The following is a 22,783-nucleotide window of genomic DNA, read 5'->3' on the forward strand; positions in this document are numbered from 1 at the left end:
CTTCGGCCGTCTGCGGCGTCGCTCCTCGCTCACATAGCTTCAGCTATGCTCGCTCGTCGCTCCTTGCATCCAATCCGAAGCTGGGCCCCCAAAACGCACGCTATTACTCGGACGGACTCCTAGACGGTCTGGTCGGCCTTCGCCTTCGCGACGGTCTCGGCGCGCCGGGACGCGAGGCGGCGCGCGAGCGCCGCGTCCTCGAGCGCGAGGATGCGGGCCGCGAGCCAGGCGGCGTTCTTCGCGCCGTCGACGGCGACCGTCGCGACCGGGACCCCGGGCGGCATCTGGACGATCGAGAGCAGGGCGTCGAGCCCGCCGAGCGACTTCGTCGCGACCGGGACCCCGATGACGGGGAGCGGGGAGAGGGCGGCGAGCATCCCCGGCAGAGCGGCCGCGCCGCCCGCGCCGGCGATGAGGACGCGCAGCCCGCGGGTCTGCGCCCCGCGCGCGTAGTCGACGAGGAGCTCCGGAGCGCGGTGCGCGGAGATGACGCGCGTCTCGCAGGAGACGCCGAGCTCTCCGAGGAGCTTCGCCGCCTCGGACATGATCCCGAGATCCGAGCGGCTGCCCATGAGGATCCCGACCTTCGCCGGCGCGCGCTTCTTCATCGTCCCTCCGCGGACCCGTCGAGGTCCCCCGGGATATTAGAAAATATCGACCTCCCCTTTCCCCTCTCCCGCCACGCCGGGAGAGGGGATGGCAGGGGTGACCCAGGTTGACGGACTGCGCCCGGGCGTTCTATAGTACCCCTGACGCAGCACCACGGAGGACATCGATATGGGCAATAACGTTTTGATCGCCGATGACGAGCCGGACATGGCGGACTTCCTCAAGACCGCCCTCGAAGCCGACGGGTACGTCGTGGACTCGGCGGCCTCCGCCGACGGCATCTCCAACAAGCTCAAGACCTTCGCCGCCGACCTCATCCTCCTCGACATGGGCATGCCGGGCCTCAACCCCGTCACCCCCGCCGTCGACGTCCGGACCAAGACGAAGACGAAGGCGAAGATCCTCATCATGACGGGCCGCGACATCGTCAAGGAGCAGAAGGAAGGCCACCTCAAGGGCTCCGACGGGGCGATGCAGAAGGGCTCCGGCATGGACGCCATCGTCAAGAAAGTGCGGGAGCTGCTGCCGAAGTAGGCGGCCGCCCTTTTTCGCGGAGCGACCCATGAAACGCGTGCTTCTCTTCATGGGCGTCAACATCCTCGTGATGCTGACGCTCTCCCTCGTCGTCGGAGTCCTCGGCCTCGACCGCGGGCTCTACGCGCACGGGCTGGATCTCCCCCGCCTGCTCGCGTTCTGCGCCGTCTTCGGCTTCGGCGGCGCGCTCTTCTCGCTGGCGATCTCGCGCTGGACGGCCAAGGTCACCCTCGGCGTCGAGCTCATCGACCCGGCGAACCCCGGCGGCAACGCCGAGGCCTTCCTCGTCGAGAAGGTCCGCCTCCTGAGCTCGCGGGTCGGTCTGACGACCCTGCCGGAGATCGGCGTCTACCCGAGCCCCGAGGTCAACGCCTTCGCCACCGGCCCCACCCGCGACCGCGCGCTCGTCGCGGTCTCCGCCGGGATGCTCCAGCGCATGGACCCGCAGGCCCTCGAGGGCGTGCTCGGGCACGAGCTCTCGCACGTGGCCAACGGCGACATGGTGACGATGACCCTGCTGCAGGGCGTGGCGAACACCTTCGTGATGTTCTTCGCGCGCGTCGCGGCGTTCTTCATCGACCAGGCCCTGCGCTCGCGCGACGAAGAGGGCCGCCGCGGAGGGCTCGGCCCCATCGCCCATTTCTTCCTGGTCTGGGCGCTCGAGGCCGTCTTCTACCTGCTGGCGGGCATCCTCGTCAACGCCTTCTCCCGCTGGCGCGAGTACCGGGCCGACGCGGGCGCGGCGCAGTGCGCCGGCAAGGAGAAGATGATCCACGCCCTCGAGCAGCTCCAGCGCGCCTCCGGCCTCGTCGACGAGAGCCACGCGGCGCTCGCGACGATGAAGATCCACGGCCGCGGCGCGGGCCTGCTCTCCCGCCTCTTCTCGACCCATCCGGCCCTCGAAGCGCGCATCGCCGCCCTCAAAGCCCTCCCCTGACATCCGTATCACCACCTTCTTGCCCCTCTCCCGCCACGCCGGGAGAGGGGCAAGCGCGCTCCGCGCGCGGGGTGAGGGGGCCGAGCGCCCCCGCAAACGTCCAAATTGCTAACATGGCGCTCGGCCCGCCGCGCTTATGAACAGACCCCTAAAAATCCTGCTCTTCGGAGGAAGCTTCGACCCTCCCCACCTGGGACACCTCGCGCTCCTGCGCGCGGCGCTGAGGCGCGCGCGTCCCGACCGGGCGTACGTGCTCCCCGCCTGGCAGTCGCCCCTCAAGGTCCCCTCCGGCACCCCGGCGCGCACGCGGCTGGGACTCCTCGACCGCGCCCTTGCCGAAGGCCTCTCTCCCGCGGAGCGCCGCGCCGTCGTCGTCGACCGTTTCGAGCTCCAGCGCGGACGGCGCACCTACAGCTACGAGGCCGTCCGTCGCCTGCGGCGCCTGCATCCCGGAACGGAGATCCTGTTCCTGGCCGGCAGCGACTTCCTCGACGACTTCGCGCGCTGGCGCCGCCCCGAGGAGCTGCTGCGCTCCTGCCGCTTCCTCGTCGGCGCGCGCCCGGGCTCCAGCGCCCCCGCGGAAGCCGCGCTCCTCGGCTTCGAGCGCCTGCCCGGGGACTTCCCGGAGATCTCCTCGACCGAAGTCCGACGCCGCCTGCTCTGCGGAGAGGACCTCTCCGAGCTGCTGAGCCCCGGCGTGCGGCGCGCGCTGCGCGCGCAGGGCCTCTACGGGACCGCCGTCCACCGCCTGCTGGCCGCGCGCCTCGAGCCCAAGCGCTACCGCCATACGCTCGCGGTGGCCCGCATCGCCTGCGAACTCGCCGCCCGCCACGGCCTCGCCGTCGAGCGGGCCGCCCTCGCGGGCCTCCTGCACGACTGCGGCCGCATCCTCTCCCCCTCCGCGATGACGCGCTACGCGCGCGCGCACCGCCTCGAGGTCCCCTTCTTCGACGAGGTCGTCGCGCGCCGTCCCGGCCTGCTCCACGCCTACGTGGGCGCGGACCTCGGTGCGAAGCGCTTCGGCGTCCAGGACCCCGCGGTGCTCTCGGCGGTGCGCAAGCACACGCTCGGCGACCCGCGCATGACCCGCTTCGACCGCCTCCTCTACACGGCCGACGCCTGCTCCGAGGACCGCTCCTACCCCGAGGCCGTGCGCATCCGCCGCCTGGCCCGCCGCGACCTCGACGACGGCTTCCGCGAGACCGTGCGCGTGAAGCTCACCTGGGTGCTGACGCAGGGAGACTGGATGCACCCCTACGGCCCCGCGCTGTGGAATCAGGCCTGCGCGGGATGAACCGGGGCCTCCTCGCCGCGCTCGCGCTCCTCGTCCCGGCGCTCGCCGCCGCCCTCCTCGAGCTCTCCTCCCCCTTCTGCGCGGGGCTGCGCGCGGGGCGCCCCTCGGCCGGCTTCGTCGCCCTGCGGACGGCGGGGAGCGACCCCTCCGCCCCGCCCGCCCTCTACGCGGCGGTCCTCGGCCCGAGCTCGCGCACCCTCGACCTCCTCGAGCTCCCCGCCTCGACCCCGGCCCCCGGCGGGACGCTCGCCTCGGCCTGCCGCGCCGCCGGCCCCCGCGCATGCGCGCGCGCCATGGCCGGGGCCGCCCGGGGCTTCCTCGACGCCCAGCCGGGCTGGGCCTGGCGCACCCCGCCCCCCTTCCTGCTCGAGATCGACCTGCCCTCCGGCGCGGCGAGCGACCCGTTCGGGGCCGCGTCGCGGCTGACGTCGGCCGTCTCCGACCCCCTCTTCGTCGCGCGCCTGCCCCTGCGCCTGCGCGCGCTGCGCGCCGTGCGGCGGGAGGGGTTGGGACGCTACGACCTTCTGCGCCTGACCCTCGCCGCCGCCCGCCTGCGTCCCGGCGGGGTGGCGCTCGCGCGCCTGGTCGACCCCCGACTGGCCCCTACGCTCCTGGCGGGGGTCGCCGCTCGGCTCGAGGGGCGCTCCCTGGCCGAGGCGACGCTCACCGTCGAGGTCCTCAACGGCTCCGACTCCGGCGGGGTCGCCCTGCGCGCCACAAAAATACTACGATGGCGCGGAATCGACGTCGTGCACTTCGGCAACGCTCCGACGATGGAGCCCCGCGTGCGCGTCGTCGTCCGTTCGGGCCGCTCCGAAGCCGCGGCCGAGGTCCTGGACGCTCTCGGCTGCCCGGACGCGGAGGTCCTGACCGAGCTCGAGCCGGAGCCGCGCGCGGCCGTGAGCCTCGTGATCGGCCAGGACTACGCGCGCTGCGCGCGCCTGACCGAAGACTCGCCGTTCTAGCAGCGACGCATCGGAGGAGCCATGGAACTCGTCGACATCCTCAAGCAGGCCGTCAGCGCCGGCGCCAGCGACATCCACCTCGTGGTGGGCAAGGCGCCGATGATGCGCCTCGACGGCATCATCCAGGAAGTCCCGGGCTTCGCCGTACTCTCCGGCGAGGACACCAAGCGCCTCATCTACTCGATCCTCTACGAGGAGCAGCGCGCCCGCTTCGAGGAGAACTGGGAGCTCGACTGCTCCTTCGCGGTGCGCGGCTTCGCCCGCTTCCGCGTCAACGTCCTGCTCCAGAAGAACGGCGTCGAGGCCGTCATGCGCGTCATCTCCTCGAAGATCCCCACCCCCGAGCAGCTGCGCCTGACGCCCGCCGCCATCGGCTTCTCGGACCTCCCGCGCGGCCTCGTCCTGGTCACCGGGCCCACGGGCTCGGGCAAGTCCACGACGCTGGCCTGCATCATGGAGCTCATCAACCAGAAGGAGCCCTGCCACATCCTGACCATCGAGGATCCCATCGAGTTCGTCTATGACTCGAAGAAGAGCATCTTCCGCCAGCGCGAGGTCGGGCAGAACACGAAGAGCTTCACCAACGCGCTGCGCAGCGCCCTGCGCCAGGACCCCGACGTCATCCTCGTCGGCGAGCTGCGCGACCTCGAGACCATCTCGCTGGCCATCACCGCCGCCGAGACCGGACACCTCTGCTTCGGCACGCTGCACACGCAGGACGCCCCCTCGACGATCGACCGCATCATCGACGTGTTCCCGCCGCACCAGCAGACGCAGATCCGCGTCCAGCTCGCCGTCACGCTCCAGGGCATCGTCAGCCAGATCCTCCTCCCGCGCAAGGACGGGCAGGGCCGCGTGGCCGCACGCGAGATCCTGGTCATGACGCCGGCCATCAGCAACCTCATCCGCGAAGGCAAGACGCACATGATCTACGGCGCCATCGACACCGGCGCGAAGTTCGGCATGGTCCCGATGGACAAGTCGCTCGCCGACCTCATCAAGCAGGGCGTCATCGACCCGGACGACGCCCTCAAGTACGCGCACAACCCCAAAGTCCTCGAGCAGCTCTGCGGACTCAAGCCCAAGGGCGAGACCGCGACGATGATGAGCTGAGCCATGGAAAAGCTCCAGCTCCTGCGCCAGCTCAAACTCTTCGTCGGGGTGCCCGAGGACCAGCTCGCCAAGCTCTCGGACTTCCTCATCCAGGAGACGCGCAAGGACGGCGAGACCGTCTTCCACGAGGGGACCCCCGGGGACGCCCTGTATTTCGTGGCCGCCGGCCGCGTGCGCATCGCCAAGCACCTGCCGCGCGCCGAGGGCGGCCAGGAGCTCAAGGACCTCGCCATCCTCTCGGCCGGCGACTGCTTCGGCGAGATGGCCCTCATCGAATCGGTCCAGCGCTCGGCGGACGCCATCGTCTCCGGCGACGCCGTGCTGCTCAAGCTCGAGCGCAAGGACCTCGACCGCTGGCTGCGCGCGCACCCCCTGCTGGCGCTCGGCTTCTTCAACCGCCTCGTCCAGACGCTCTCCGGACGCCTGCGCCGCTCGTCCGCGGAGCTCGCGATGCTCTTCGACCTCAGCCGCATGCTCCTCGAGAACTTCGAGAGCACGCGCGAGCTCGTCGCGCGGGTCTTCGAGCGCATCGTGCCGCACCTCGAAGGCGACTGGGCCGCGGGGGCGTGGGTCTACAACGAGTTCAACGACGAGATGGACCTCGCCGCCTCCCGCGGCGGCTTCGAGTCCGTCCCCGCCGAGGTGAAGGCCGCCGCGCAGGAAGGGAAGTCGGGCTGGCTCGACGCCTCCACCTACGCCGTGGCCTTCCCCGGGTCGAAGCGGCCGCGCGGGGCGTTCCTCCTGCGCCGCGCCGCTCCTCCCACCGAAGAGGAGCGCGTCGAGCTCGACCGCGCCCTCACCACGACCGCGCTCCTCATCGCCACCGCACTCGAGAACATCGCCTATCGCGCCGAGGAGGGGTTCCGCTCCCGCCTCAATACCGTCAAGACCACGAGGATCTAGATGCCGGACTCCGAGAAGACCGACGCCGCCTCCCGCCGCTTCCGCGCGCTCGCCGTGACCGCGGCCAAGGCGGCCGACTCCAAGAAGGGCGAAGACCTGCTGCTGCTGAACATCCACCGCTTCACCTCGCTGACCGACTACCTGCTCCTCGTGAGCGCGGACTCCGCGCCCCACATCAAGGCCCTGCAGGACCACGTCGAGGAGGTCCTCGAGGAGAAGGGCGTCGTCCCGGTGCACCGCGACGGCCGCGAGAGCGGCACCTGGCGCGTGCTCGACTACGGCGGGCTCATGATCCACTTCCTGAACCCGGAGACGCGGCGCCTCTTCGCACTCGAGCGCCTCTTCCACGGCGCGCGCAAGATCGCCGTCCCCTGAGACTCCGACCGGAGGTCCCGCCGACATGCCCGAACTCCCCGAGATCCTCGCCGCCGCGGTCCGACTCGGCGCCAGCGACGTCCACCTCTGCGCCGGCCGCCCTCCGATGCTGCGCCTGCGCGGGGAGATCACCCCGCTCGAGGGCGGGGAGACCCTCGACGCGGACGCGGTCCGCCGTCTGATCTACACGGCCCTCTACGAGGAGCAGCGCGCGCGCTTCGAGCGCGACGGAGAGCTCGACACCTCGTTCGCCCTGCCCGGGGTCTCGCGCTTCCGCGTCAACGTCTTCCAGCAGCGCCGAGGCCCCGCGGCCGTGCTGCGCGTCATCAACGCGCACATCCCGACGCCGCACGAGCTCGGGCTCATGCCGTCCATCACGAACCTCGCGCAGGAGGCGCGCGGCCTCGTCCTCGTCACCGGGCCGACGGGCTCGGGGAAGTCCACCACGCTGGCCTCCCTCATCGACTCCATCAACCACACGCAGAAGAAGACGATCCTCACCATCGAGGACCCCATCGAGTTCGTCTACGAGGAAAAGCTCGCGGTCATCCACCAGCGCGAGGTCGGCCAGCAGACCCGCTCCTTCGCCGAGGCCCTGCGCCGTGCGCTCCGCCAGGATCCCGACGTCCTGATGGTCGGCGAGATGCGCGACCTCGAGACCATCGCGCTCGCCATCACCGCCGCCGAGACCGGCCACCTCTGCCTCGCGACCCTGCACACGCAGGACGCCCCCACGACCGTGGACCGGATCATCGACGTCTTCCCTCCCCACCAGCAGCAGCAGGTGCGCGTGCAGGTCTCCACGGTGCTGCGCGCCGTCGTCAGCCAGACGCTGCTCCCGCGCGCCGACGGCCGCGGCCGGGTCTGCGCGCGCGAGGTCATGACCCTGACCCCCGCCGTCGCCAGCCTCATCCGCGAGGGCAAGACCCACATGCTCTACGGCGCCATCGAGGCCGGAGCGAAGTTCGGCATGCTCTCGATGGACCAGCACCTCGCCTTCCTCGTCCGCCAGAAGGTCGTCTCACTCGAAGACGCCATCGTCAAGGCGCACGACCCCCAGAACCTCCGGCAGCTGCTCGCGGCGCCCGCCGGAGTCGCCGTCCAGGAGACCGCATGATCCTCGAGAAGCTCAGAGTCCACGCGCAGAGCCGGGTCGCCGACTGGGCCCGCGCCCAGGGCCTCGAAGCGCCCGGGCCCCTCGTCGTCAACCCGGCGCCCGCCCACGTCCGCGCGGACGCCTGCCTGCCCTATCCCCTCCAGGCCGCCAAGGCGCTGGGCCGCAAGCCCCTCGAGGTCGCCGCGGAACTCGCGAAGCTCCTCGAGGACCCGGACCTCTTCGAAAAGGTGGAGGCGGCCCCGCCCGGCTTCATCAACGTCCTCTTCACCCCGAAAGCGCTGGGCTGGACCCTCCAGGGCCTGCTCTTCCCCGACGGCGCCCCGCCCTACGGCTTCGACCCGGACCTCCGGAAGCGGCGCGTCCTCATCGAGTTCATCTCCGCCAATCCGACCGGTCCCGTCCACGTGGCCTCGGCCAGGGCCGCGACGCTCGGAGACTCGCTGTCCCGCATCCTCACCCGCCGCGGGCACGGGGTGAAGACCGAATACTACGTCAACGACGCCGGCCGGCAGGTCGAGCTCCTCGGCCTCTCCGTCGCGGCGCGCTACGCCGAGCTCAAGGGCCGTCCCGCCGCCTTCCCCGAGGAAGGCTACCGGGGCGAGTACATCAAGGACGTCGCCGCCGCCGCGCCGGCCGAAGCCGACGGCTGGGGCCCGGCCGACTTCTCCCGCTTCGCCATCGAGCGCATGCTCGCGGCCCATCGGGCCGACGTCGAGCTCTTCGGCGTGCGCTTCGACCGCTGGTACCTCGAGACGGAGCTCCACGCCGCGAAGGCCCTCGACCGAACGCTCGAGAAGCTGCGCGCGCGCGGGGTCGTCTACGAGAAGGAGGGCGCGGTCTGGTTCGGCACGAGCTCGACGGAGGCCGAGGACGACAAGGACCGCGTGCTCGTGCGCGCCGACGGACGCTCGACCTATTACCTGGCCGACATCGCCTACCACGAGGACAAGTTCTCCCGCGGCTTCGACCGCCTCATCGACATCTGGGGCGCCGACCACCACGGCTACGTGCCGCGCATGAAGGCCGCCGTCGAGGCCCTCGGCCACCCGCCCGAGAGCTTCCACGCCATCATCCACCAGCTCGTCCACCTCTTCCGCGGCAAGGAGGCGGTGAAGATGTCCAAGCGCGCCGGGGAGTTCGTGACCCTGCGCGAGCTCGTCGAGGAGGCGGGGCTCGACGCCTGCCGCTTCTTCTTCGCGCTGCGCGGCCCCAACGCGCACATGAACTTCGACATCGAGCTCGCGCGCAAACAGTCGCAGGAGAACCCGGTCTTCTACGTGCAGTACGTCCACGCGAGGATCCATTCCATCTTCGCCGAGGCGGCGAAGCACGCTCTCATCGGGGACCCCAAGCTCCCCACCCCCGAACCGGCCGCGCGGGCCCTGCTCGTGAAGCTCGCCTGGTTCCCCGAGGTCCTGCGGGCCTGCGAGCGCGAGCTCTCGCCGCACCCGCTCGCGACCTATCTCATGGAGCTGGCCGGGCTCTACCACCCCTTCTACGAGCAGTGCCGCGTCGTCGACCCGGCGGCCCTGGAGCCCTCCAAGGCGCGCCTGGCGCTCTGCGCGGGCGTCGCGGCGCTCATCAAAGACGGCCTGGGCCTTCTCGGAGTCTCCGCCCCGGAGAAGATGTAGCGCCGGATCGGTGCGTCTGGGCCTTTAGGCCTACCGCCCTCTGAGCCGCAGGACCCTCCCTGTAAGTCCGCGGTTTCCCCACACTTATGGAGATGAAGGCCCTCTTCGCCCTCCTCCTCCTGCTGCCCTCGTCGTGCCTGGCGGCCGACGCCGCCCTCGAAGCGGGTCCGACGCTGACCCTGGCGCAGACCGAGCGCCTCCACCGGGAGGCCTCCGCCTTCACCGACGTGCTCCTCAAGCGCCTGGCGGCCAACGGGACCGAACTCAAGCGCCTCCCCTCCGGCTTCCGCTCCCGCGTGTACTCCACCGCCTTCGAGGCCGCGCGCTGGGCGCCCGAGCACTTCGTGGCCTTCGCCGCCCTCGCGCCGAAGATGACGCCCGAGGACTGGAAGCCGGTCTTCGCGGCGGTCGCGGACGGGCCGCAGACCCTCACCGCGCTCGTGCGCGCGCGCGTCGAGGAGGCGGGCGCGGCGCCGAAGGTCCCGACGATGGATTATGAGCGCCGCGACGACCCGGAATGGGTGGGGAAGGTCTACGTCGACGGCGACACGGTGGACGTGCGGAGCGGGGCGCCTACCGCGGCTGCGGCGGACGCCCGCCTCCGGGATTCCAAGGCCGCGCCCGCCTCCCTCCAGAAAGAGCGCTGACGCACGGACGCGCGGACCCGCTCGACGAGCGCGTACCAGCCGCGGGGCCTCTTCAGCAGCCAGCCCGCCAGCCCCTCGCGCCGGCACAGCGCCTCCAGCGCCTCGTCGATCTCGCCGGTCAGCATCCACACCGCCGTCCTTTCGAGACCGGGAAGGGAGCGGAGGATCCTCAGCCCCTCCAGCCCGTCCATGCGGGGCAGGCCGAAGTCCAGCAGCACGGCGTCCGGGCGCGCCTCGAGAGCGTGGAGCACCGCGAGCGGAACGCTCGTCGCCGTGCGGACCTCGAAGCCCCCCCGCGAGAGCATCCGGGACAGCCCCCTGAGCAGCTCCTTGTCGTCCTCGACGATCAGCGCCGTCGGCCGGCGCGGGACCCCGGACTCCGATCCCGGCAGCAGGAGATGCCGGGCGGCGTCCATGAAGCCGCGCACGGGTTCGTCCTTCGGATAATAGGTGTCCGCGCCCGCGCGCAGGAAGGAGATCTTGGCGCTCACCGGATGCCCCGCCATCGTGCTGACGATGATGCGGGTCGGGCCGGCCGACGCGCGGCGCACGGCGCGGCAGAACCCCGCCCCGTCCGGCCCGCCGTCGAGCGAGGGGTCGAGGGCGATGAGGGCGGGGGACTCGCGCGCGGCGAGCGCGAGCGCCGCCTCGGCCGTGTCGGCCTCGACGACCCGCTCGGAGAGCGAGGAGAGGCAGCGCGCGAGCAGGCGGCGCATGGGACCGTGGCCTTCGGCCACGAGGATGAGCGGGGAGTAGGAGGTGTCGTGCATCGTCCCGTCGCCTCCGCGCGAACGCGGAGATGACGGGACGATACCCTATCGATGCGGCGGAATTATTACGGCGCCGCCTTCTGCGCTTCCAGGGAGGCGATGATCTTGTCGGCGGCCGCCGCGGCCGCCGACGCGAGGACCGCGAGCGTGCCCGCCTTGCCGAGCGCGGGCAGGAAGGCGTACTGCATGATGAAGGCCGCGCGCTGGGTCATGGCCGCATGGTCCGGCGCCCCGGCCGCGACGGCCTCGAGGATGCGGATCTGCTGCTCGAGGACGACGCGCGCGGCCTCCAGCGCCTCGGTAGAAGGCGCCGCAGCGGCGACCTCTCCATCAAGACGGGCGGCCGCCTCGCGCATCAGCCCCCCCAGCTCCCCGAGCGGGACCTTCTCGGCCTCGAGCGCGCGCTCCAGGAGCAGGGCCCCGAGAGCGCTCTCCAGCCGCGCGGGCATCCCCTGGGCCCAGTAGAGCGGCAGCCGCGAAGCCGCCGCGAGCGCCGCCTTCTCCGCCAGCACGACGTGCGCCTGGGCCTCGGAGAGGTCGACGGCCGCCTGCGCCGCGGCCAGCCAGTTGCGGACGTCGTCCGAGTTCAGGGCCGCGCGCAGGGTGTCGAATGCGGCGCCCGGCGCCCCGGCGACGATCTCGAAGATCCGGACGAACGCCTCGGCGAGGGTCTGCGCGACCTTGAAGGCCTCCGCGTTCGGGGCGTCCGCTTCCCGCACGCTCCCGGCCGCCTCGCGCATGAGCTCGGCGTAGCCGCGCACGGGGATCGCGGCCGGGTCGAGGCCCCGTTCGGCGATGAGCCGGTTGGCCGTGTTCATCACGCGCGTGAAGACGGTCTTCGTCCAGAGCCGCGGCAGGCCGGCCGCCGCCGTCGCGGCGACGACGGGCGCCTCGGCCTCGAGGGCCTGCGCCTCCCCGAGCGAACGGGCCGCGTAGACGCGCTTGCCCCAATCCATGACCCCCGCTCCCGAGAGGCCCCCCATCGCGAGTTCGAGGTCCGTGCCCGCCGCGTCCGCGATGGCCTTGACGATGCCGTTGAGTCCGCGGGCCAGCGCCCGCGCGGACGCGAAGGCTTCGTCGCTCGGGGCGAGTCCGCGCCCTTCCGCCTCGAGCTTCGCGAGCCCGGCCGCGTAGCGTGCCGCGAGGTCCGCCGGGGTGCGGATCTCCGCTCCCCGCTCGGCGTCCGAGCCTCGGAGGAAAAAGTCGTACATCGTCGCGAGGGCGTGCTCGTAGTACGCGGGCTCGGCGAAGGAGCGCTCCAGCGCGCCGTCGGCGATGGCCCGGACGGCCGTCCCGTACTCCTCCATCGAGCCGACCTTCTCTCCCAGCGCGCCGACGGCATGGAAGGAGGCCTTGAGGATGTAGTTGTCCTCGAAGCGGAGCTCGGGGTACGCCGCGGAGCTCTCCTTGGCGACCCGGCGCAACTGCGCGAAGGTCTCGATGGCCGCGTCGTAGGCGCCGGGCGACGGAACGCTTTCCGGACCCTTCAGGATGTAGCCGGTCAGCACGCTCCCGAACGCGCGGTCCAGGAGCACGGCCCGCTCGGCGGAGGTCTTCGCCGCGTCGTAGCCGGAGTTCCGGAGGGCGCGCTGCACCGCGCCGAGGAGGCGGCCCTGCTCTCCGAAGACGAACATCGCCTCGTCCGCGAAGCTCGCCTCGGGGGCCGCGGCGAAGACGACCGGGAGCGCTTCGACTTCCGCATCGAGGGCCGGGAAGCCCGAAGGGTCCATGGCGAAATCGAGGCCCGAGCCGTCGAAGACGAACTGGAAGTCCGCGACGGCCTCCGCGGAGTCTGCCGAGCGGCGGCTCGCGGCGAGCGCGCGCAGCGCGCCGGACTCGAGCGTCGCGAACGCCGTGGGCCGGGCGGCGGCGGGCATCTGGAAAGCCGCCGCCCCCTCACCCCCGACCCCTCGCGCATGGGTCGGGAGACGGGAGGAAGGCAGGTGGAGCGCAGGCGCCGCGGAGAGTCGGGGAAGCACGACGGACGGCGAGAGTACGGGAAGGAGCGGACCGAACGACGGGGTCCGCGAGATCGGCGCGAGCAGACCGGAGAGGACCGGAAGGCCGAAGACCCCGGGCCCCGCGAGGGGAGCGGGCGACTGGACGACCACGGCGGCGGCGGGCTGCACCGCGGACGAGGCGACGAGGAACGCGGCGGCGATGCGGAAGATCGGACCGGGCATGAAGGCCTCCCCGTGTATGAGCACGGTGGAGTCAGCATAGCGCGAGGCGGCCCCCTCCATCGTGGGAAGGGCGGGCAAGGCCGCTCCATCATTGGGACTATGCGGCCGGGTTCCGTGACGGGCCCCGCGGTCAACCTCCCGGTTCTCCCGCGGAGTCGGCGCTCAGGAACGCCGGGCGAGCAGGAGGAGGCGGGAGGCCGAGAGGTCGAAGGTCTCCTTCGCGGGGTTCTTCCAGCGGTGAAGGACGCCGAAGCCCGCCTCTTCCACGAGGGACTCGAGGTCGCCGGGGAACAGGAGCGCGGATCCGCTGCGGGCCCGGGAGGAGCGCAGGAGGCGCCCCTCGTCGTATTCCTCGAGGAGCGCGTCCTCGCTCACGGTCTGGCGGACGGGGTCGAGGCGCGCAATGACCTTCTCGACGAGCACCCGGCCGCGCAGAGGGTCGGTGAACTCGAAGGTCCGCTCCTTTCCGTCGATCTCCCGATAGAACTCCAGGTCCGGGACCACGGCGTCGAGCAGGACGCGTCCGCCCTCCGCGAGGTGGGCCCGGCAGCGGCGCAGGACGGCGAGCCGCTCCTCGCGGGAGAGCAGGCCGTTGAGGGTGTTGCAGGAGAGGTACGCCAGCGTGAAGCGCCGGCCCAGCTCGAAGTCCTCCATGCCCGCGCGCACGAGGGTCGCGCGCGAGCGCGCCTCCTCGCCGCAGTACGCGAGCTTCCCGCGGCAGACCTCCAGCATCGCCGCGCTGGCGTCCAGGCCCGTGACCTCGGTACCGGCCTCCGCCACCGGGATGAGGAGCCGGCCCGTCCCGCAGCCGAGTTCCAGCACGGGCGCGCCGGCCTCCCGCGCCAGCTCCGCGTAGAAGGCGGCGTCTCCGCGGTCGGCATGGAGGAGGTCGTAGTACTCGGCGAAGAGTCCCTCGTACGAGGACTCGGGAGGCCCCATCTCAACGTCCGGGCACGGCGGAGGCCCGGGAATCGAGCCATTTCAGCAGGACCAGCGCGGGATTGGGGGTGGGCGCGCCGTCGGGGTTGGGCGCGTCGACGACCTCGTAGACCGTGAGCCAGCGCGGGTTGTCGCCGGGGTCCTCGCGCTCCTCGAAGAGGGGCTTGAGATGGCGCGCCCAGAACTCGGCGAACGCGGAGGAGCGGACGGCCTCTCGGGGAAAGACGCCCGGGGAGTTCTCGCGGTAGAGCAGCTGGCGCGCGCTCAGCAGAACGTGCGTCACCCCCATCGCGCGCACGCGCCGGAGCAGGTCCGCGCCGTCCTTCGACTCGCGCGCGGCGAGCCAGAAGGGGTTGTGGTCGAAGACGGTCGAGGCGACGGCGTCGCGCTCGAGGTAATAGGTCCGCGACTCCCCGAGCACGAGCACGCGCGCGTCTTTGGGCAGCGCGCGGTCGGCGAACTCCGCGGCGGCGTAGTAGGGCAGCCCGTAGGTCGGATGCTGGCGCTTGAGGTACTCCGCGCGCGGCGTCATCCCGGTCAGGTACTCCCGCTGCCCGATTCCCCCGCCCTGGAAGTAGGCGGCCTGGAGGCAGAAGAGGCCCGCGTAGAGCGCCGCCGCCCAGCCGACGCGCCGCAGCCAGCGCGGGAGCGACGGATGCTCGACGGCGAGCGCTGCGCAGAGCGCCAGGAAGGGGAAAGCCGGCAGAAGGTAGCGCACCAGGCGGCTCGACAGGGCCCAGAGAAGATAGCCGCCGACCGCGGCGGCGAGCAGGGCGCGCTCGGACTCCCGGCGCGGGCGCACGACGAGGAGCAGCGGCAGCAGGAGGATGTACACGGGGCCCGGCCAGTCTCCGAGCGGCCAGGTCCCCACCGAGGTCGTCCAGGGCTGGAGCAGGAGTTCCTTGAGACCCGACGTCGTCGTGAAGGTGCGGACGAGGTCGCGCGAGCCCGACGCCTCCAGGAAGGCGACCGGGTCGGCGATGAGCTCCCGGCCGCCCAGGACGCCGGCGAGAAAAGGATAGAGCGGGTTCCCGAAGAAGAACATGTTCTTGAGGAGCCAGGGCGCGAACGCCCCTGCGGCGGCCAGCGCCATGAAGACGGTGTCGCGCAGGCCGCGTCCGTTCGCCCGCGCGCGCCAGCCGTGCACGAGCACGAGCATCCCGGCGACCGGAAGGACGTTGTACTTCGTTCCGCAGGCGGAGCCCGCCAGGAAGCCCGCGCAGAGCGCCCAGCCGCGCCGCTCCCCCTCGGGCCGCTCGAGCCCCTGCAGCAGAGCCAGCATCGACAGCGCGCAAAAGAGGGAGGACTGGAGGTCGACGCCCGCGTTCCACGAGGCGTAGAGCGCCGCCGGACAGAGCGCGAAGGCGAAGGCCGCGAAGGCGCCGGCGGCGGCGCCGAGACGGCGAAGCCCGATGAGCAGGACGGCGGCCGTCGTGAGCAGGCCGAAGCTCCAGTGCAGGACCGAGGCGAGCTTCTCGTCCTGGAGCGCGAGGGCGAGCCCGTAGAGGGTCTGCCCGGCCAGCGGCAGGCCCGAGTAGATGTTGTGGGGCGTCGCCCCGATGCTCCCGCGCAGCAGCCAGAGCTTCGGCAGCGCCAGGTGATAGACGAGCGAGTCGTAGAAGATCTCGGGGCAGAGCGAGGCGAGCAGACCCATGAGTAGCGCGGCGAAGGTCACGGCCGCCGCCCCCTGCGCGAGGGCTCCGGGGCGCTCGACGGGGGGAGCGCTTTCGGCCGGCAGGGCTTTCCACCACCACGGCGCCGAGAGCAGGGCGAGCGCGGCCGCGCCGAGCGTCGCGGCGCGCAGAAGCTCCGGTCGGAAGCTCCAAAGGCCCGCGGCGAACGCGAGGAGCGGCAGCAGGCCCATGCCGAGCCCGGCCGCGAGCAGGAGGGACTCGGCGCGCGGCGCCTTCACGCGCAGCAGGCGCAGGAGTCCGGCGCCGAGCGCGGCGGCGAGGAGCCAGAGCGCGGCCGCCCCGGCCAGACGCAGGGCGAGCGCTCCGCCCATGTGCGCGAGCGCGGCGGGCAGGAGCCGCGCGAAATCGAGAGCCGCCGAGGGGTAGAGCCGGACGCCCTTGAGCCGGTACTGCCAGGCGAGTACGAGGAGCCAGGCGAGGAAGAGCGCGCTGAGGACGGGGACCGGCAGGCGCGTCGCGGGAGCCGGCGCGGGCGCCTCGACGCGCCGGGCCGACGCTCCCCGCGACTTGGCTCCCACTAGCGCTCCGACCGTATAATTATGGGCGTTTTGACCGGTCGATTTCGGCCGTCCGGCAAGGCGCGAGGAGCGAGGATACCTTGAGGTATCTGAGCGACGAGCAACGCAGCTGGCGGCCGAAATCGCCCTGCCCCTGTCGGGGGAGTTTCGCTGCCTCCGGCAGCGAAACTATTCGGGAAGGGGAGGCCCGCCCCTGGGCGGCTTCCGCGTCGCTCCGCCCTCAGATAGCTCAAGCTATCTTCAGTTGTCGCTCCTCGAATCCGCCTCAGGCTCGGGCCTCCAAAACGTCCATAATTATACGGTCGGAGCGCTAACGCGCTTTCGCGAAAGCCGCCGACGCGGCCTCGACCGTGCGCTCGACGTCGGTCTCCGTGTGGCGGGAGGAGAGCATCGCGGTCTCGAACTGCGCGGGCGGGAAGTAGACCCCGTTCTCGAGCAGCCCATGGAAGAAGCGGCCGTAGGCCGTGCGGTCGGCGACGCTGGCCGTGCCCCAGTCGCGCACGCGGGTCTTCGTGAAGAAGACGGTGAGCATGGAGGCGGTCTGGTGCACCTGCACGGGCACGCCGTTCTGCGCGGCGGCCTCGACGAGACCCGCGGCGAGCGTGCCGGCGAGGCGCTCCATGCGCCGGTAGGGGTCCTCCCGCTTGAGCGCCTTGAGCGTCGCGAGGCCCGCGGCGACGGCCACGGGGTTGCCCGAGAGGGTGCCGGCCTGATAGACGGCGCCCAGCGGCGAGACGAGCTCCATGATCTCGCGGCGGCCGCCGTAGGCGCCGACGGGGAAGCCGCCGCCGATGATCTTCCCGAGGCAGGTGAGGTCGGGCTTCACCCCGCAGAGGGTCTGCCAGCCGCCGTAGGCGGCGCGGAAGCCCGTGATGACCTCGTCGAAGACGAGGAGGGCGCCGTGCTTGCGGGTGAGCGAGCGCAGGAGCTCGAGGAAGCCCGGCTCCGGCGGCACGAGGCCCATGTTCGCGGCGGCGGGCTCGACGATGACGGCCGCGATGCGGGAGCCGTGGCGCCGGAAGACCTCGCGCACCCCCTCGGGGTCGTTGTAGACGGCGAGGAGCGTGCTCTTCGCCCAGTCGGCGGGCACGCCGGCGGAGTCCGGCCTCGAGAGCGTGGCGGCGCCGGAACCGGCGGCGACGAGCAGGCTGTCGGCGTGGCCGTGGTAGCAGCCGGTGAACTTGAGCGTGAGGTCGCGGCCGGTGAAGGCGCGCGCGGCGCGCAGGGCGCTCATGACGGCCTCGGTGCCCGAACTCGTCAGGCGCACGCGCTCCATCGAAGGGAGGGCGCGGCGGATCTCCTCGGCGAGGAGGTGCTCCCCCTCGGTCGGGGCCCCGAAGCTCGAGCCGGCGTAGAGCGCCGCCTCGGCGGCGCGGGTCACCGCGACGTGGGCGTGCCCGAGGATGAGCGGGCCCCAGGAGAGGCAGTAGTCGAGGTAGCGGTTGCCGTCGGCGTCCGTGAGGTGGGCGCCGAGGCCCTTGCGCATGAAGACCGGCGTGCCGCCGACCCCCTTGAACGCGCGGACCGGGGAGTTCACGCCGCCGACGAGGACTTTCTGAGCCCGGGCGAAGAACGCCTTGGACTTCGTCATGCGAGCCATCGCGCGGCCTCCAGGGCATGGTAGGTCAGGATGAAGTCGGCGCCGGCGCGCTTGATGGAGAGGAGCGTCTCGAGCACGGCCCGCTTCTCGTCGAGCCAGCCCTTGCCCGCGGCGGCCTTGAGCATCGCGTACTCGCCGGAGACGTTGTAGGCGGAGAGCGGGAGGCGGCTCGCCTCGCGCACCGCCCTCACGATGTCGAGGTAGGGCAGGGCGGGCTTCACCATGAGCATGTCCGCGCCCTCGGCCTCGTCCTCGAGCGCCTCGCGCACGGCCTCGCGCGCGTTGGCCGGGTCCATCTGATAGGTCGAGCGGTCGCCGAACTTGGGCGGGGACTCGGCGGCGTCGCGGAAAGGGCCGTAGAACGCGCTGGCGAACTTCGAGGCGTAGGCGAGGACGGCGGTGTCCTTGAAGCCGGCGGCGTCGAGCGCGCGGCGAGCGGCCCCGACCTGACCGTCGGCCATCGCGCTCGGGGCGACGACGTCGGCGCCGGCGCGGGCCTGGCTCACGGCGGTCTTCGCGACGAGCGCGAGGGTCGCGTCGTTGTCGAGGACGAAGCCGCCCTTCGCGCGGCGGAGGGCCCCGCAATGTCCGTGGTCGGTGTACTCGCAGAAGCAGAGGTCGGTCATGACGACCAGCCCGGGCGCGGCGTCCTTCACGGCTTTCACCGCGCGCTGGACGACGCCGTCGGCCGCGTACGCGCCGGAGCCCCGCGCGTCCTTGCGCGAGGGGATGCCGAAGAGCAGGACCGCGGGGATCCCGGCCGAGCGCGCCGAGCGCGCGAGCTTCGCGGCCTCGTCGGCCGAGAGCTGGAACTGCCCGGGCATCGAGGCGATGGGCCTGCGCACGCCCTTACCGGGGCGGATGAAGAGCGGGAGCACGAAGTCGCCGGGGTCGAGGCGCGTCTCGCGCACGAGCTCGCGCAGGGCGGAGGTGCTTCTCATGCGGCGGAGGCGTCGGGTCGGGAATGCCATAGGATGCGGGATTCTACCAAAGAATCCCGGACCCTCGACTTCACTCGCTAAATGTTACAATCGAAAAGTCACCGGGAGGTCCCCATGTTCAAGGAATTCAAGGAATTTGCGATGAAGGGCAACGTCGTCGACATGGCCGTCGGCGTGGTCATCGGCGGCGCTTTCGGGAAGATCGTCAGCTCCGTGCTCAACGATATCATCATGCCGCCGCTCGGCCTCATCACCGGCGGAGTGGACTTCACCCAGCACGCCTTCACCCTCAAGCCCGCCGAAGGAGCCGCGAAAGCGGTGACCCTCAACTGGGGCGCCTTCGTGACCCACTGCGTGGACTTCTCCATCGTCGCCTTCACGATGTTCATGGTCATCAAGGGCATGAACGCGCTCAAGCGCTCGGAGAAGGCCCCGCCCCCCGCGCCGACCGAGAAGAAGTGCCCGGAGTGCTGCCTGCACATCCCCCTCGAGGCCAAGCGCTGCGGGCACTGCACGTCCGCCCTCGCCTGAAAACACCGCGGCGGGCTCTCTCGAGCCCGCCGCGTTTCAAGACGGCCTATACCCCGGATTCTGTCCCCGGCTCGCGCCGGTCGAGGATCATTTCTCTGATGCGGCTACCGGGCGGCCGCCTCCTTTCGGAGACGCGCGCGGACCGCGCTGCCGCCCAACTGCCTTGCTCCCGGTGGGGTTTGCCTGGCCCCGGGGTCGCCCCCGGGCCGGTGGGCTCTTAACCCGCCATTTCACCCTTACCCTCCCTTGCGGGAGGGCGGTATCTTTTCTGTGGCACTTTCCATCGAGGAGCCCTTGCGTGCTCCCCGTCCCGCCTTTCGACGGGCACCGCGTCCTATGGAGTCCGGAAGTTCCTCCCCCCCGCTCGCGCGGGAAGGCGACCCTCCAGCCGTCTTGAATCTGGCCTGTCCGGAATCCCCCACGGGGATTCCGGAGGAGTGCTTAAGCCCGCTGAAAATTCGGCGCGAAAAGGGATGTTGGAAGATGCGCCGAATTTTCAGGCGGGCTTAGGACCGAAGACCTGGTCGGCGCTGTAGAGGATGCGCTGGCAGCTCTCGCAGCACACGAGCTTGGCCGCCTTGGCCACGTAGACCATGACCTGCGGCGGCTGGACCATGCGGCAGGCGCCGCAGGTGTTCCCGTCGAGCTTGGAGAGCGCGATGCCCTTGCGGCGCACGCGGATGGCGTCGTACTGGGCGACCATCTCGGGGGCGATGGTGCCCGCGAAACCGTCGCGCTCGCCCTTGCGGGCGGCGAGTTTCCCCTCGATCTCGGCCTTGCGGGCCTCGAGCAGGCCGACCTTCTGCTGCACGCGGCCCTCGGCCTCCTTGAGCGAGGCGGCCCGGACCTTCTCTTCCTTGGAGAGCGCGTCGCCCTCCTCCATCAGCATCAGGATCTCGGTCTCGATGTCGCCGGCCTGCTTCTTGCAGCCGTCGATCTCGTGCTGGAGCGCACGGAAGGCCTCGTTGGTCTTCACGTTGTTGAGGTCGTTGCCGAACTTGCGGGCCTCGGCCTCTTTCGCGGCGAGCTGCTGCTCCTTCTCCTTGCGCTTGAGCACCGACTTCACGACGTGGTCCTTCGCTTCGGCGAGGGCGCGCTTCTCGGCGTCGGCCTCGTTCTGCAAAGCGGCGATCTGGCCGGGGATGGCGTCGATCTCGGCGCGCAGGGCGTCGAGGACGCGGTCCTGCTCCTGCAGGCCCACGAGCTTCGCGACGTCGTCCTTGTTGAATGCCATGGTGGTCTCTACGCCTCTTCGATTATACAATTTTGATAGCATCATCGGGATGAAGTCCTCTCCGATCCCCTTTCGCCGCGCCGCCTTCGTCTGCACCCAGACGCGCGAGGATGGTCGCACTTCCTGCGCGAATCCCGGGCGCGCGGGGGCCGAACTCGCCGCCGCCCTCAAGGCCGCCGTCGAGGCGGCCGGGCTCAAGGGGAAGGTCCGCGTCGTGCGCGCGGGCTGCCTCGGCCTCTGCGCGCAGGGGCCCAACGTCTTCCTCTATCCCGAAGGGACGCACTGCGCGGGGGTCGGCCTCGCCGACGTGCCCGAGCTCGTGCGCCGGCTCGGCGAAGGCCTGTGACGCTGCCCGAGGGCCGCTTCCGCATCCGGATGTCGGAGCGCTGCTGGCGCTTCGCCCCCGACACGCTCCCCGCGCACGCGCCCAAGCGCCCCGGGGTCTACGAGCTCATCGACGCGAACAAGGGCTCCGAAGTCCTCTACGTCGGCCTCGCCTGCCCCGAGACCCTCTACGCGCGGCTCGCCGCCCACGCCATGGGCAAGATCCGCCCCACCTTCGACGAGCTCGTCCGCGCCCGCGGAGAGGTCTTCTTCGACTACGTCGCCGAGCCCGCCGACGCCGCGCCCGAGGACCTGCGCGACATCGCCGGCGCGTTGATGATCCAGCACAATCCGCCCTACAACCTGCGCGACAACCCCCCCGCCTCCGGCCGCTTCGGCCGAGTCCTAGTAGAGGAAACACCCTAGCCATACCCTTCCTTAACTCCCTTCCCCTCGGGGGAGGGCAGGGTGGGGGAGATTTTCCGTCGACATTGTGACAATGTGGAGATTCCCCCTCCCCCAACCCCCTCCCGCAGGAAGGGGAGTTAAGGAACAAAGAGGCCTTCCTTTCGGAAGGCCTCTTGTCTCTAGATGGTGGGCGCTATAGGATTTGAACCTATGGCCCCTGTCGTGTGAGGACAGTGCTCTACCGCTGAGCTAAGCGCCCGTCGACAAAGAGTATAGCAAAATGTATCTTGAGTCGTGGCCAAAGCCAAGCCTAAGCCGAAAGCGATCTTCGAATTCGTCGACGACCGCGGCGTCACGCGCCGCGTCGGGACCCTCCAGGAGGTCCCGAAGAAGTACGTGCGCAAGATGCTCGTCATCGGCGTCGAGGAGAACGCCGCCTCGACGGCGGCGCCGGCGCTCCCGTCCGCGGGCGCCGCGATGCCGGCGATCGCGCCCTGGTCCTGGGCCCTGCCCGCGGTCTTCATCCTCCTGCTCGCCCGCTCGAAGAACTTCGTGTTCCGGGCGCTGGGCGCGACGGGACTCCTCATCTGGCTCTTCTACTACGGCTACGGCTGGTTCATGGCCTCCGACTACTCGCATACCTATGAGAAGCCGGCTCCGCCGGCTCTGAGCGAGCGCGGCGAATCGAAGGACGGCTCGAAAGACCCCTCTCCCGCCGCGCTCCAGGCCGCTGAAAAGCTCGAGGACGCGATGCTCAAGCGCCGCCTCAGCGAACAGGCCCCGTCCAGGAACCCGTCCCAATAATCCCTCGGACGGTCTCTCCCGGCGTTGACACCTCTTTTCCTCATAGGGTATAATAGAGGAGTCGTCAGTCGGTTTCTGGAGCAGTTTTCAGCGATGCCGGCGTCTCCGGCGTCGTTTTTGTTGCGGGCGTAGTTCAATGGTAGAACACGAGCCTTCCAAGCTCGATACGTGGGTTCGATTCCCATCGCCCGCTCCAGATTCGCTCTTTTAAAGAGTCGCCCTCTTATAAAGTCGCGGCGGCATGGCCCGCCGCACCTTACGAGGGGTAACAGCCGTCCTGGGACGCGCGAGCGTCCCGACGGCGCCATAGGGGGCGCAAGCCCCCTTGGGGAGGCCCCGAGCGAGCAGACTTCCTCTCTCGCGAGGGCTTCAGCCCCGCGCCGTTGCGCGGGGGCCGACAGGTGCTGGGGTAGCTCAGTGGTAGAGCATCTCCATGGTAAGGAGAAGGTCGAGGGTTCAATCCCCTTCCCCAGCTGAGTTTTGACGCGATTGACGGGAAACGCCGTAAATTGTTGAATCAGGCGCACTCTCAGAGGAGAGAGCATCGGGAGACCCCTCTAAAGGGGCACCGGACAGGAGAAAGCAATGGCCAAGGCGAAATTCGAGCGCAACAAGCCGCACGTGAACATCGGGACGATCGGTCACGTGGACCACGGCAAGACCACTTTGACGGCGGCGATCACGCACGTGCTGTCCCAGAAGGGACTGGCGC

At 70.9% G+C, this 22,783-nt stretch carries 23 protein-coding genes, 3 tRNA genes and 1 other RNA gene; 17 read left to right on the forward strand and 10 right to left on the reverse strand.

The annotated features are described in order from the left end of the window. Positions 1 to 119: 119 nt before the first annotated feature. Positions 120 to 608, reverse strand: coding sequence for a 5-(carboxyamino)imidazole ribonucleotide mutase (gene purE / locus WC969_15090; GenBank protein ID MFA6031180.1), 489 nt, complete (start codon positions 606 to 608; stop codon positions 120 to 122). A gap of 169 nt (positions 609 to 777) precedes the next feature. On the opposite strand from purE, the gene WC969_15095 reads away from it, so the two are divergent. The 10 genes from WC969_15095 (at position 778) to WC969_15140 (ending at position 10,125) form a co-directional block, all read left to right on the forward strand. Continuing rightward, positions 778 to 1,143 (forward strand): response regulator, encoded by a 366-nt coding sequence (locus tag WC969_15095; protein ID MFA6031181.1) that lies wholly within the window; start codon positions 778 to 780, stop codon positions 1,141 to 1,143. A 28-nt stretch (positions 1,144 to 1,171) separates the two neighbouring features. After that, a complete protein-coding gene (gene htpX, locus WC969_15100) occupies positions 1,172 to 2,080 on the forward strand; it encodes a protease HtpX (GenBank protein ID MFA6031182.1) in 909 nt (302 codons plus the stop codon). 136 nt (positions 2,081 to 2,216) lie between these two features. Then, positions 2,217 to 3,374 carry a bis(5'-nucleosyl)-tetraphosphatase (symmetrical) YqeK gene (yqeK, locus tag WC969_15105; protein ID MFA6031183.1) on the forward strand — a complete coding sequence of 386 codons (1,158 nt, stop codon included), beginning with the start codon at positions 2,217 to 2,219 and terminating at the stop codon, positions 3,372 to 3,374. After that, positions 3,371 to 4,339 (forward strand): LytR C-terminal domain-containing protein, encoded by a 969-nt coding sequence (locus WC969_15110; protein ID MFA6031184.1) that lies wholly within the window; start codon positions 3,371 to 3,373, stop codon positions 4,337 to 4,339. The genes yqeK and WC969_15110 overlap by 4 nt, the downstream gene beginning before the upstream one ends. A gap of 21 nt (positions 4,340 to 4,360) precedes the next feature. After that, positions 4,361 to 5,452 carry a type IV pilus twitching motility protein PilT gene (locus WC969_15115; GenBank protein ID MFA6031185.1) on the forward strand — a complete coding sequence of 364 codons (1,092 nt, stop codon included), beginning with the start codon at positions 4,361 to 4,363 and terminating at the stop codon, positions 5,450 to 5,452. 3 nt (positions 5,453 to 5,455) lie between these two features. Then, on the forward strand, positions 5,456 to 6,355 hold the full coding sequence (locus WC969_15120) for a cyclic nucleotide-binding domain-containing protein (GenBank protein MFA6031186.1): 900 nt from the start codon (positions 5,456 to 5,458) through the stop codon (positions 6,353 to 6,355). Beyond that, on the forward strand, positions 6,356 to 6,730 hold the full coding sequence (gene rsfS / locus WC969_15125; protein MFA6031187.1) for a ribosome silencing factor: 375 nt from the start codon (positions 6,356 to 6,358) through the stop codon (positions 6,728 to 6,730). It begins immediately after the preceding gene. 25 nt (positions 6,731 to 6,755) lie between these two features. Next, a complete protein-coding gene (locus WC969_15130) occupies positions 6,756 to 7,847 on the forward strand; it encodes a type IV pilus twitching motility protein PilT (GenBank protein MFA6031188.1) in 1,092 nt (363 codons plus the stop codon). Further along, positions 7,844 to 9,478: an arginine--tRNA ligase gene (argS, locus tag WC969_15135; GenBank protein MFA6031189.1), complete on the forward strand. Its 1,635-nt coding sequence runs from the start codon at positions 7,844 to 7,846 to the stop codon at positions 9,476 to 9,478. Before WC969_15130 ends, argS begins: the two co-directional genes overlap by 4 nt. 92 nt (positions 9,479 to 9,570) lie before the next feature. Beyond that, complete coding sequence (locus WC969_15140) at positions 9,571 to 10,125, forward strand: hypothetical protein (GenBank protein MFA6031190.1); 555 nt, start codon at positions 9,571 to 9,573, stop codon at positions 10,123 to 10,125. On the opposite strand, the gene WC969_15145 is transcribed toward WC969_15140, so the two are convergent. From WC969_15145 to hemB, 6 genes are all read right to left on the reverse strand, one after another. Continuing rightward, on the reverse strand, positions 10,011 to 10,895 hold the full coding sequence (locus WC969_15145; protein ID MFA6031191.1) for a response regulator: 885 nt from the start codon (positions 10,893 to 10,895) through the stop codon (positions 10,011 to 10,013). The two genes, WC969_15140 and WC969_15145, sit on opposite strands and share 115 nt — an antisense overlap. 65 nt (positions 10,896 to 10,960) lie before the next feature. Next, positions 10,961 to 13,078, reverse strand: coding sequence for a hypothetical protein (locus tag WC969_15150; GenBank protein ID MFA6031192.1), 2,118 nt, complete (start codon positions 13,076 to 13,078; stop codon positions 10,961 to 10,963). Positions 13,079 to 13,240: 162 nt separating this feature from the next. Beyond that, positions 13,241 to 14,017 (reverse strand): class I SAM-dependent methyltransferase, encoded by a 777-nt coding sequence (locus tag WC969_15155; GenBank protein MFA6031193.1) that lies wholly within the window; start codon positions 14,015 to 14,017, stop codon positions 13,241 to 13,243. A gap of 1 nt (position 14,018) precedes the next feature. Continuing rightward, positions 14,019 to 16,229 (reverse strand): glycosyltransferase family 39 protein, encoded by a 2,211-nt coding sequence (locus WC969_15160; protein MFA6031194.1) that lies wholly within the window; start codon positions 16,227 to 16,229, stop codon positions 14,019 to 14,021. Positions 16,230 to 16,539: 310 nt separating this feature from the next. Then, the gene (gene hemL, locus WC969_15165; protein ID MFA6031195.1) at positions 16,540 to 17,820 is read right to left on the reverse strand and encodes a glutamate-1-semialdehyde 2,1-aminomutase; all 1,281 of its coding nucleotides are present in this window, start codon (positions 17,818 to 17,820) and stop codon (positions 16,540 to 16,542) included. Continuing rightward, positions 17,817 to 18,800: a porphobilinogen synthase gene (gene hemB / locus WC969_15170; GenBank protein ID MFA6031196.1), complete on the reverse strand. Its 984-nt coding sequence runs from the start codon at positions 18,798 to 18,800 to the stop codon at positions 17,817 to 17,819. Before hemB ends, hemL begins: the two co-directional genes overlap by 4 nt. Before the next feature lie 84 nt (positions 18,801 to 18,884). On the opposite strand from hemB, the gene mscL reads away from it, so the two are divergent. After that, positions 18,885 to 19,301 (forward strand): large-conductance mechanosensitive channel protein MscL, encoded by a 417-nt coding sequence (mscL, locus tag WC969_15175; protein ID MFA6031197.1) that lies wholly within the window; start codon positions 18,885 to 18,887, stop codon positions 19,299 to 19,301. A gap of 33 nt (positions 19,302 to 19,334) precedes the next feature. Here the strand turns inward: mscL and rnpB are convergent. Together rnpB and WC969_15185 are read right to left on the reverse strand one after the other, a co-directional pair. Further along, positions 19,335 to 19,697, reverse strand: an RNA gene (rnpB, locus tag WC969_15180) — RNase P RNA component class A. 100 nt (positions 19,698 to 19,797) lie between these two features. After that, positions 19,798 to 20,535 carry a C4-type zinc ribbon domain-containing protein gene (locus WC969_15185; GenBank protein ID MFA6031198.1) on the reverse strand — a complete coding sequence of 246 codons (738 nt, stop codon included), beginning with the start codon at positions 20,533 to 20,535 and terminating at the stop codon, positions 19,798 to 19,800. Between the two features lie 49 nt (positions 20,536 to 20,584). Here WC969_15185 and WC969_15190 point away from each other — a divergent pair, with 49 nt between their 5' ends. Continuing rightward, positions 20,585 to 20,881, forward strand: a complete 297-nt coding sequence (locus WC969_15190; protein ID MFA6031199.1) for a (2Fe-2S) ferredoxin domain-containing protein — start codon at positions 20,585 to 20,587, stop codon at positions 20,879 to 20,881. After that, the gene (locus WC969_15195) at positions 20,878 to 21,285 is read left to right on the forward strand and encodes a hypothetical protein (protein ID MFA6031200.1); all 408 of its coding nucleotides are present in this window, start codon (positions 20,878 to 20,880) and stop codon (positions 21,283 to 21,285) included. Before WC969_15190 ends, WC969_15195 begins: the two co-directional genes overlap by 4 nt. 166 nt (positions 21,286 to 21,451) lie before the next feature. Here the strand turns inward: WC969_15195 and WC969_15200 are convergent. Further along, positions 21,452 to 21,526: transfer RNA gene (locus WC969_15200), tRNA-Val, on the reverse strand. Positions 21,527 to 21,561: 35 nt separating this feature from the next. Here WC969_15200 and WC969_15205 point away from each other — a divergent pair. The 4 genes from WC969_15205 to WC969_15220 all read left to right on the forward strand — a co-directional run. Beyond that, positions 21,562 to 22,071, forward strand: a complete 510-nt coding sequence (locus WC969_15205) for a hypothetical protein (GenBank protein MFA6031201.1) — start codon at positions 21,562 to 21,564, stop codon at positions 22,069 to 22,071. A 122-nt stretch (positions 22,072 to 22,193) separates the two neighbouring features. Beyond that, positions 22,194 to 22,267 (forward strand) — tRNA-Gly (locus WC969_15210). A gap of 207 nt (positions 22,268 to 22,474) precedes the next feature. After that, positions 22,475 to 22,546 (forward strand) — tRNA-Thr (locus WC969_15215). A gap of 110 nt (positions 22,547 to 22,656) precedes the next feature. Beyond that, on the forward strand, positions 22,657 to 22,783 hold a 127-nt coding region (locus WC969_15220; GenBank protein MFA6031202.1), incomplete at its 3' end, for a GTP-binding protein.

It is taken from the genome of Elusimicrobiota bacterium (assembly GCA_041660925.1).
In the GTDB taxonomy this organism is placed as follows: Bacteria; Elusimicrobiota; Elusimicrobia; order UBA1565; family UBA1565; genus JBAZUV01.

What these genes read in the sequence shown, in the direction of transcription:
- purE (MFA6031180.1), bottom strand. Translation starts at nt 608, where the DNA reads ATGAAGAAGCGCGCGCCGGCGAAGGTCGGGATCCTCATGGGCAGCCGC.
- WC969_15095 (MFA6031181.1), top strand. Translation starts at nt 778, where the DNA reads ATGGGCAATAACGTTTTGATCGCCGATGACGAGCCGGACATGGCGGAC.
- htpX (MFA6031182.1), top strand. Translation starts at nt 1,172, where the DNA reads ATGAAACGCGTGCTTCTCTTCATGGGCGTCAACATCCTCGTGATGCTG.
- yqeK (MFA6031183.1), top strand. Translation starts at nt 2,217, where the DNA reads ATGAACAGACCCCTAAAAATCCTGCTCTTCGGAGGAAGCTTCGACCCT.
- WC969_15110 (MFA6031184.1), top strand. Translation starts at nt 3,371, where the DNA reads ATGAACCGGGGCCTCCTCGCCGCGCTCGCGCTCCTCGTCCCGGCGCTC.
- WC969_15115 (MFA6031185.1), top strand. Translation starts at nt 4,361, where the DNA reads ATGGAACTCGTCGACATCCTCAAGCAGGCCGTCAGCGCCGGCGCCAGC.
- WC969_15120 (MFA6031186.1), top strand. Translation starts at nt 5,456, where the DNA reads ATGGAAAAGCTCCAGCTCCTGCGCCAGCTCAAACTCTTCGTCGGGGTG.
- rsfS (MFA6031187.1), top strand. Translation starts at nt 6,356, where the DNA reads ATGCCGGACTCCGAGAAGACCGACGCCGCCTCCCGCCGCTTCCGCGCG.
- WC969_15130 (MFA6031188.1), top strand. Translation starts at nt 6,756, where the DNA reads ATGCCCGAACTCCCCGAGATCCTCGCCGCCGCGGTCCGACTCGGCGCC.
- argS (MFA6031189.1), top strand. Translation starts at nt 7,844, where the DNA reads ATGATCCTCGAGAAGCTCAGAGTCCACGCGCAGAGCCGGGTCGCCGAC.
- WC969_15140 (MFA6031190.1), top strand. Translation starts at nt 9,571, where the DNA reads ATGAAGGCCCTCTTCGCCCTCCTCCTCCTGCTGCCCTCGTCGTGCCTG.
- WC969_15145 (MFA6031191.1), bottom strand. Translation starts at nt 10,895, where the DNA reads ATGCACGACACCTCCTACTCCCCGCTCATCCTCGTGGCCGAAGGCCAC.
- WC969_15150 (MFA6031192.1), bottom strand. Translation starts at nt 13,078, where the DNA reads ATGCCCGGTCCGATCTTCCGCATCGCCGCCGCGTTCCTCGTCGCCTCG.
- WC969_15155 (MFA6031193.1), bottom strand. Translation starts at nt 14,017, where the DNA reads ATGGGGCCTCCCGAGTCCTCGTACGAGGGACTCTTCGCCGAGTACTAC.
- hemL (MFA6031195.1), bottom strand. Translation starts at nt 17,820, where the DNA reads ATGACGAAGTCCAAGGCGTTCTTCGCCCGGGCTCAGAAAGTCCTCGTC.
- hemB (MFA6031196.1), bottom strand. Translation starts at nt 18,800, where the DNA reads ATGGCATTCCCGACCCGACGCCTCCGCCGCATGAGAAGCACCTCCGCC.
- mscL (MFA6031197.1), top strand. Translation starts at nt 18,885, where the DNA reads ATGTTCAAGGAATTCAAGGAATTTGCGATGAAGGGCAACGTCGTCGAC.
- WC969_15185 (MFA6031198.1), bottom strand. Translation starts at nt 20,535, where the DNA reads ATGGCATTCAACAAGGACGACGTCGCGAAGCTCGTGGGCCTGCAGGAG.
- WC969_15190 (MFA6031199.1), top strand. Translation starts at nt 20,585, where the DNA reads ATGAAGTCCTCTCCGATCCCCTTTCGCCGCGCCGCCTTCGTCTGCACC.